Genomic DNA, 6,635 nt, shown 5'->3' with positions numbered 1-6,635 from the left:
CAGTCACTCGATGTGCTGGCTGCCAGACCGCTTTCGCGAGCAAGCCCGCTCCCACACAAAGGTGTTACCGGGCCAACCGTGACCTACAGTAATTATCGAGGCGGGGAGGCATAAGCCTCCCCGCATCGTTTGTGGAAACTACATGAATATTCTGATCGTTGGGCCCAGCTGGGTTGGAGACATGGTAATGGCGCAGACACTTTTCCAGTGCCTGCGGCTGCGCTATCCAGACTGCCAGATCGACGTACTCGCCCCTGAATGGAGCCGGCCGATCCTCGAGCGCATGCCCCAAGTGCGCAAGGCCTTGAGCTTTCCGCTCGGCCATGGCGCGCTGGAACTGGCGACCCGCCGTCGCATCGGCAAAGCCATGGCCGGTCAATACGACCAGGCGATCCTGCTTCCCAATTCACTGAAGTCGGCGCTGGTGCCGTTTTTTGCCGGCATTCCTAAACGCACCGGCTGGCGCGGCGAGTTTCGCTATGTGCTGCTCAACGACGTACGCACCCTGGACAAGGCGCGCTACCCGTTGATGATCGAGCGCTTCATGGCCCTGGCCTATGAGCCGGGTGCCGAGTTGCCGACGCCGTATCCGCGCCCCAGCCTGCAGATCGACCCGGTGACCCGTGATGCGGCGCGGGCCAAGTTCGGCCTGGCGCTGGATCGCCCGGTATTGGCGTTGTGCCCCGGCGCCGAGTTCGGCGAGTCCAAGCGCTGGCCGTCGGAACACTACGCCAAAGTCGCCGAGACCAAGATTCGCGAAGGCTGGCAGGTGTGGCTGTTCGGCTCGAAGAACGATCACTCGGTGGGAGAAGATATTCGCCAGCGCCTGATTCCGGGCCTGCGCGAAGAGGCGGTGAACCTCAGTGGCGAGACGTCCCTGGCCGAGGCCATCGATTTGCTGTCGTGCGCCGACGCGGTGGTGTCCAACGACTCCGGCTTGATGCACGTCGCCGCGGCGCTGAACCGTCCGTTGGTGGCGGTGTACGGTTCGACGTCTCCAGGGTTCACCCCGCCGTTGGCGGACCAGGTTGAAGTGGTGCGCCTGGGCCTGGATTGCAGCCCGTGTTTTGAGCGTACCTGCCGTTTCGGCCACTACAACTGCCTGCGGCAATTGCTGCCGCAGCCGGTAACCGATGCCTTGCAGCGGTTGCAGGGCGACGTGGTCGAGGTTCATTGAGTTGCGGGTACTGGTAATCAAGACCTCATCCCTGGGCGACGTAATCCACGCCTTGCCGGCACTCACCGACGCGGCACGGGCGATCCCCGGCATCCGTTTCGATTGGGTGGTGGAAGAAGGCTTTGCCGAAATTCCAACCTGGCACCCGGCGGTGGACAAGGTGATTCCGGTGGCGATTCGTCGTTGGCGCAAGAACCTTTGGCAAACCTTCAAGAGCGGCGAATGGCGGCGTTTCAAACAGGCCGTGCAGTCGACCAAGTATGACTTGGTGATCGACGCCCAGGGCCTGCTCAAAAGTGCCTGGCTGACGCGCTATGTGCGGGCGCCGGTAGCCGGGTTCGATAAAACCTCGGCGCGTGAACCCTTGGCGGCGCGCTTTTATTCTCGACGCCTGGCCGTGGCCCGTGGGCAGCATGCGGTGGAGCGGTTGCGCCAACTGTTTGCCGTGGCGCTGGGTTACGACCTGCCCAAGGGGCTGGGCGACTATGGCCTGAGCGGCGAGAAACTGCTTGGCCTGCCGCCCAAAAAACCCTTCGTGCTGCTGCTGCACGGCACGACCTGGGACACCAAGCACTGGCCAGAAGCCTATTGGCGCGAACTGGCCGAACGCATGGGCCGCCTGGGCGTGGACGTGAAGCTGCCGTGGGGCAATGCCGCCGAAAAAGCCCGCGCCGAGCGCCTGGCGCAAGGCCTGCCCAACGCCGAAGTGCTGCCAAAACTCAATCTGGCGGGCGTGGCTCGTGTATTGACCGGCGCCCGCGCCTGCGTGGCGGTGGATACCGGTCTGGGCCACCTGGCGGCTGCGCTGGATGTGCCAACCATTTCGCTGTTCGGGCCGACCAATCCTGGGCTCACCGGTGCCTACGGCAAGAGCCAGATCCACTTGGCCAGCGACTGGCCGTGTGCGCCGTGCCTGCAGAAGCAATGCACCTATCAACCTACTGCCGATGACCTGCGGCGGTTCGACATCAAGCGCGAGTCACCCCTGTGCTTCACGCGCCTGAATCCTGAGCGTGTAGCAAGCCGGCTGAGCGCGTTGTTACTGGCTGAGGAGCAGCACTGATGCAACTGGCTTTCGTACTGTACAAATACTTTCCCTTCGGTGGCCTGCAGCGCGACTTCATGCGCATCGCCCTGGAGTGCCAGCAGCGCGGTCATGCGATCCGTGTGTATACCTTGATCTGGGAGGGCGATATCCCGCCCGGCTTCGAAGTGCTGGTGGCGCCGGTCAAGGCGCTGGTCAACCATCGTCGCAACGAAAAACTCTACGCCTGGATCCAGGCCGACCTGGCCAGGCGCCCGGTGGACCGCGTGGTGGGTTTCAACAAGATGCCGGGGCTGGACCTGTACTTCGCCGCCGACGGCGTGTTCGAGGACAAGGCCCAGACCCTGCGCAACCCGATGTACCGCTGGTTCGGGCGCTACAAGCACTTCGCCGAGTACGAGCGTGCGGTGTTCGATAAAAACGCCAAGACGCAGATCATGGTGCTGTCCGAGCATCAGCAGCAATTGTTCAGCCAGTATTACGGCACCCAGCCCGAGCGTTTTCACCTGCTGCCGCCGGGCATCGCCCGTGACCGGCGCGCGCCGCCGAACGCCGCCGAAATTCGCGCTGAGTTTCGCCGTGAATTCGGCTTGGCCGAGGATGACTTGTTGCTGGTGCAGATCGGTTCGGGCTTCAAGACCAAGGGCGTCGACCGCAGCCTCAAGGCCGTGGCCGCACTGCCGTCCAGGCTGAAGAAACGCACCCGCCTGTTTGTAATCGGCCAGGACGACCCCAAAGTCTTCCAGTTGCAGAGCGCCGCGCTGGGCCTGGGCGACCAGGTGCAGTTCTTCAAGGGCCGCAACGATATCCCGCGCTTCCTGTTGGGGGCGGACCTGCTGATTCACCCGGCCTACAACGAGGCGGCCGGCATGGTGCTGGTCGAAGCGGTGGTCGCGGGCCTGCCGGTGCTGGTGAGCCAGGTCTGCGGCTACGCGTTCTACATCGACAAGGCTCAGAGCGGCCGGGTGTTGGACGAGCCGTTCGAGCAGGCCCAGCTCAACCAGTACCTGGTGGATATGCTCGAGGATCCACACGCACGCGCGACCTGGAGTCGCAATGGTCTGGCCTTCGCTGAGACGGCCGACCTGTTTAGCATGCCGCAGTACGCTGCGGACCTGATTCTGGCGGAGCCAAACCGATGAAGTTGATTCTTGCCGAACCCTTCAAAACCCTTTGGGCCGAGCGCGATGCGTTCGCCGAGGTCGAGAAGCTGCAAGGCCAGGTGTTCCGTGAGCTGGCCGCTCGCCGTACGTTGCGTACGGTGGTGGAAGGCCAACCTTATTTTGTAAAGATCCACCGTGGCATCGGCTGGGGCGAAATCCTCAAGAACCTGGTTACCGCCAAATTGCCGGTGCTGGGCGCAGGCCAGGAGTGGCTGGCAATCCAGCGCTTGCAGGAACTTGGCGTGCCGACCATGACGGCCGTGGCCTTTGGCGAAAAAGGCAGCAACCCGGCCGATCAGCATTCCTTCATCATCACCCAGGAGCTGACCCCAATCATCAGCCTGGAAGACTTGACCCTCGATTGGGTCAAGCAACCGCCTGTGCCGGCGATCAAGCATGCCTTGACCATCGAACTGGCGAAAACCGTCGGAGCGATGCACCGTGGCGGCGTCAATCATCGCGATTGTTACCTCTGCCACTTCCTGCTGCATACCGACCGGCCGATTGCGGCCGACACCCTCAAGCTGTCGGTGATCGACCTGCACCGTGCCCAAGTGCGTGCGACGATCCCCGTGCGCTGGCGCAACAAAGACCTGGCCGGGCTGTATTACTCCGCCCTGGAAATCGGCCTGACCCAGCGCGACAAGTTGCGCTTTCTCAAACATTACTTCCAACAACCGTTGCGTCAGATCCTGGCGGAGCAAACCGCGCTGCTGCGCGACTTGGAACGCATGGCCGCCAAACTCTATGCGCGCAAGCAACGCTACGGGGATGCGCTCTGATGGCGGGTTGGAATCTGGAACCTGCCTACGCCGCACTCGCGGACGACTTCGGAAGCCTGGACGCAGTGTTTGCCCTGCAGGGCGAGCGCCTGACCCGCGACCCGCTCTCGGAAGTGATCCGCGTGGAGCGCGGCGGGGTCAATTATTACGTCAAGCGTTACGTCGGCGCCGGCAAAGGCCTGCGCCGCTACTTGGGCAGGCCGCGGGTGAAGTCCGAGTGGCAGAACCTCAAGCGCTTTGCCAAGTGGGGCATTCCCACCGCCGAGGTCATCGCCTGGGGCCTGCAACGTAGCGGGCTGGCCTACGACCGTGGCGCGATGATCACCCGCGAACTGCCCAAGACCGAAGACCTTTCGGCGTTGGCCGAGCGCAATGATCCGCGCCTCAAAGACCCCCAGTGGGTCAATGCCATCAGCCGCCAGCTCGCCGAATATACGCGCACCATGCACGATCACCGCTTCACTCATAATGACTTGAAGTGGCGCAACCTGCTGGTCGACGACCAGCGCACCTTGTATCTGATCGATTGCCCCAACGGCGATTTCTGGCGCGGCTTCTGGCTCAAGTACCGCATTACCAAAGACCTGGCCTGCCTGGACAAGGTCGCCAAGTATCACCTGTCGGCTACCCAGCGCTTGCGTTTCTACATGCAATATCGCCAACGCACGCACCTGACGACGTCAGACAAACAACGAATTCGCCATGTGGTGAAGTTTTTCGAGGGACGTGAATGAGTGACTTCCTGGCGGCCGAAGACCGCGCTTTGCTTGAGCGCAACGGCCTGGCTACCTTCGACACGCTGTGGGCCAAGCAACTGGATGCGGTGGATGAGCCGAACACCAGCGGCGACGGCTGGAGCAGCGTGTATCGCCTGGAGCTTGAAGGCCAGGGTTACTACCTCAAGCGCCAGAGCAACTACCTGACGCGTACCTTGCACCGGCCGTTTGGCGAACCGAGTTTTGCCCGCGAATTTCGTAATATCAGCCTGTACCGGAAGCTGCGGATTCCTGCACTGCAGGCCGCGTTCTTCGGCGAGCGCAAGGTTAAAGGCGAGCGCCGGGCGATGTTGCTCACCCGCGCCCTGGATGGTTGGAGCGACCTGGATTCGCTGCTGGAACAATGGCCGCAATTGAGCCAGGGGCAACAGCGCGCAATCCTGCTGGCGTGCGGCAAGCTGGCGCGTCATCTGCACAGCGTCGGCCAAGTGCACGGCTGCTTTTATCCCAAGCATATTTTCCTGCAGGCCACCGCTGACGGTTACGCCGCGCAGTTGATCGACCTGGAGAAAACCCGCCCGCTGTTGTTCGGCTGGCGTGATCGGGTCAAGGACCTGGAACCGCTGCTGCGCCGCGCGCCGCAATGGTCGGATGCACAGGTGCGACAGCTCCTGGCGGCATATCTTGAGCAGCCTGAGGACAGTGCGTTGGTCTCCACTTGGCACCAACGCCTTACCGCACGCCGCAGCCACAAGGAGAACCGCTGATGCGTTTATCCGAGCTGAAAAATGCCGGCCGTACCCCCGGCCTGCCGCTGACCCTCGATCTGGCCGATGCGGCGGGGCCGGGGCAGTTGCAACTTCTGAGCCTGTTGCGGGTATTGCCGGGGCAGCGCTACGTCGGCGCGGCGGTTTGGCGCGGGCGCCCGGTGTTGGCCAAGCTGTTGGTCGGCAGCAAGGCGGCGCGGCATTTTCAGCGTGAGCTCAGCGGCGTGCGTCTGTTGGCCGAGCAAGGCCTGACCACGCCGCTGTTGCTGGCCGACGGCTTGCAGGAAGGCGAGGGCGGCTGGCTGCTGTTCGAGTTTCTCGAAGGCGCCGAAAGCCTGGCCGACGCCTGGCTCGCTGTCGAAAGCTTACCGCCATTGGCCGATGAACAAACCGCCGTCCTCGCCCAGGCGCTGGGCGTGATTGCACAGATGCATGCCAAAGGCGTGTGGCAGGAAGACTTGCACCTGGACAACCTGCTGCGCCAGGACGGCAAGCTGTATGTGATCGATGGCGCCGGAATTCGTGTCGAGCAGGCTGGCCGGCCGCTGTCGCGCAATCGCGTGCTGGAAAACCTTGGGGTGTTCTTTGCCCAATTGCCGAAAAACCTCGAGCCGTTTACCGAAGAGTTGCTGGTGTATTACCTGCTGGCCAACGGCGAGCATGCCTTGCCGCTGGAAGCGCTCGAAAAACAGGTGCGCAAAGTCAGCGCCTGGCGGTTGAAGGACTATCTGAGCAAGGTCGGTCGCGAGTGCACGCTGTTCAGCGTGGTGCGTGGCGCTTTTGGCCTGCGCGCGATTCGTCGTGAAGAAGAAGCCGCCATGCTGCCGGTGCTGGAGCAGGCCGATGCGCTGCTGGACCAAGGCCATCTGTACAAGACCGGTGGCGCGGCGAGCGTGGCCAGGGTCGAAGTGGGCGGCCGGCCCCAGGTGATCAAGCGCAACAAAAACAAAGGCGTCGCCCAAATGGGGAAACGCGTCTTGCGCCC

Annotated in this window: 7 protein-coding genes; all 7 read left to right on the top strand. The window is 62.9% G+C overall.

The annotated features are described in order from the left end of the window. Window positions 1-142 precede the first annotated feature (142 nt). The gene (waaF, locus tag Q1V60_RS17960) at window positions 143-1,177 is read left to right on the top strand and encodes a lipopolysaccharide heptosyltransferase II (protein ID WP_300633049.1); all 1,035 of its coding nucleotides are present in this window, start codon (window positions 143-145) and stop codon (window positions 1,175-1,177) included. A gap of 1 nt (window position 1,178) precedes the next feature. After that, entirely contained in the window at window positions 1,179-2,240 is a 1,062-nt protein-coding gene (gene waaC / locus Q1V60_RS17955; RefSeq protein ID WP_300633048.1) for a lipopolysaccharide heptosyltransferase I, read from the top strand. Beyond that, window positions 2,240-3,364 carry a glycosyltransferase family 4 protein gene (locus tag Q1V60_RS17950; protein ID WP_300633047.1) on the top strand — a complete coding sequence of 375 codons (1,125 nt, stop codon included), beginning with the start codon at window positions 2,240-2,242 and terminating at the stop codon, window positions 3,362-3,364. The genes waaC and Q1V60_RS17950 overlap by 1 nt, the downstream gene beginning before the upstream one ends. Then, entirely contained in the window at window positions 3,361-4,167 is an 807-nt protein-coding gene (rfaP, locus tag Q1V60_RS17945) for a lipopolysaccharide core heptose(I) kinase RfaP (protein ID WP_300633045.1), read from the top strand. Before Q1V60_RS17950 ends, rfaP begins: the two co-directional genes overlap by 4 nt. After that, window positions 4,167-4,901, top strand: a complete 735-nt coding sequence (locus Q1V60_RS17940; RefSeq protein ID WP_300633043.1) for a lipopolysaccharide kinase InaA family protein — start codon at window positions 4,167-4,169, stop codon at window positions 4,899-4,901. The genes rfaP and Q1V60_RS17940 overlap by 1 nt, the downstream gene beginning before the upstream one ends. Next, entirely contained in the window at window positions 4,898-5,650 is a 753-nt protein-coding gene (locus tag Q1V60_RS17935) for a lipopolysaccharide kinase InaA family protein (RefSeq protein WP_300633041.1), read from the top strand. The genes Q1V60_RS17940 and Q1V60_RS17935 overlap by 4 nt, the downstream gene beginning before the upstream one ends. Beyond that, window positions 5,650-6,635: lipopolysaccharide kinase InaA family protein (locus Q1V60_RS17930; RefSeq protein ID WP_300633039.1), on the top strand; the 986-nt coding region annotated here is incomplete at its 3' end. The genes Q1V60_RS17935 and Q1V60_RS17930, both read left to right, overlap by 1 nt.

The organism is Pseudomonas sp., from assembly GCF_030147005.1.
Classification (GTDB): domain Bacteria; phylum Pseudomonadota; class Gammaproteobacteria; order Pseudomonadales; family Pseudomonadaceae; genus Aquipseudomonas.
Note: the sequence above shows the minus strand (reverse complement) of the source record. Positions and strands in the feature narration are given on the sequence as shown.

Excerpts from the sequence above, each read along its gene's own strand:
- waaF (WP_300633049.1), top strand. The coding sequence starts at position 143 with ATGAATATTCTGATCGTTGGGCCCAGCTGGGTTGGAGACATGGTAATG.
- Q1V60_RS17950 (WP_300633047.1), top strand. The coding sequence starts at position 2,240 with ATGCAACTGGCTTTCGTACTGTACAAATACTTTCCCTTCGGTGGCCTG.
- rfaP (WP_300633045.1), top strand. The coding sequence starts at position 3,361 with ATGAAGTTGATTCTTGCCGAACCCTTCAAAACCCTTTGGGCCGAGCGC.
- Q1V60_RS17940 (WP_300633043.1), top strand. The coding sequence starts at position 4,167 with ATGGCGGGTTGGAATCTGGAACCTGCCTACGCCGCACTCGCGGACGAC.
- Q1V60_RS17935 (WP_300633041.1), top strand. The coding sequence starts at position 4,898 with ATGAGTGACTTCCTGGCGGCCGAAGACCGCGCTTTGCTTGAGCGCAAC.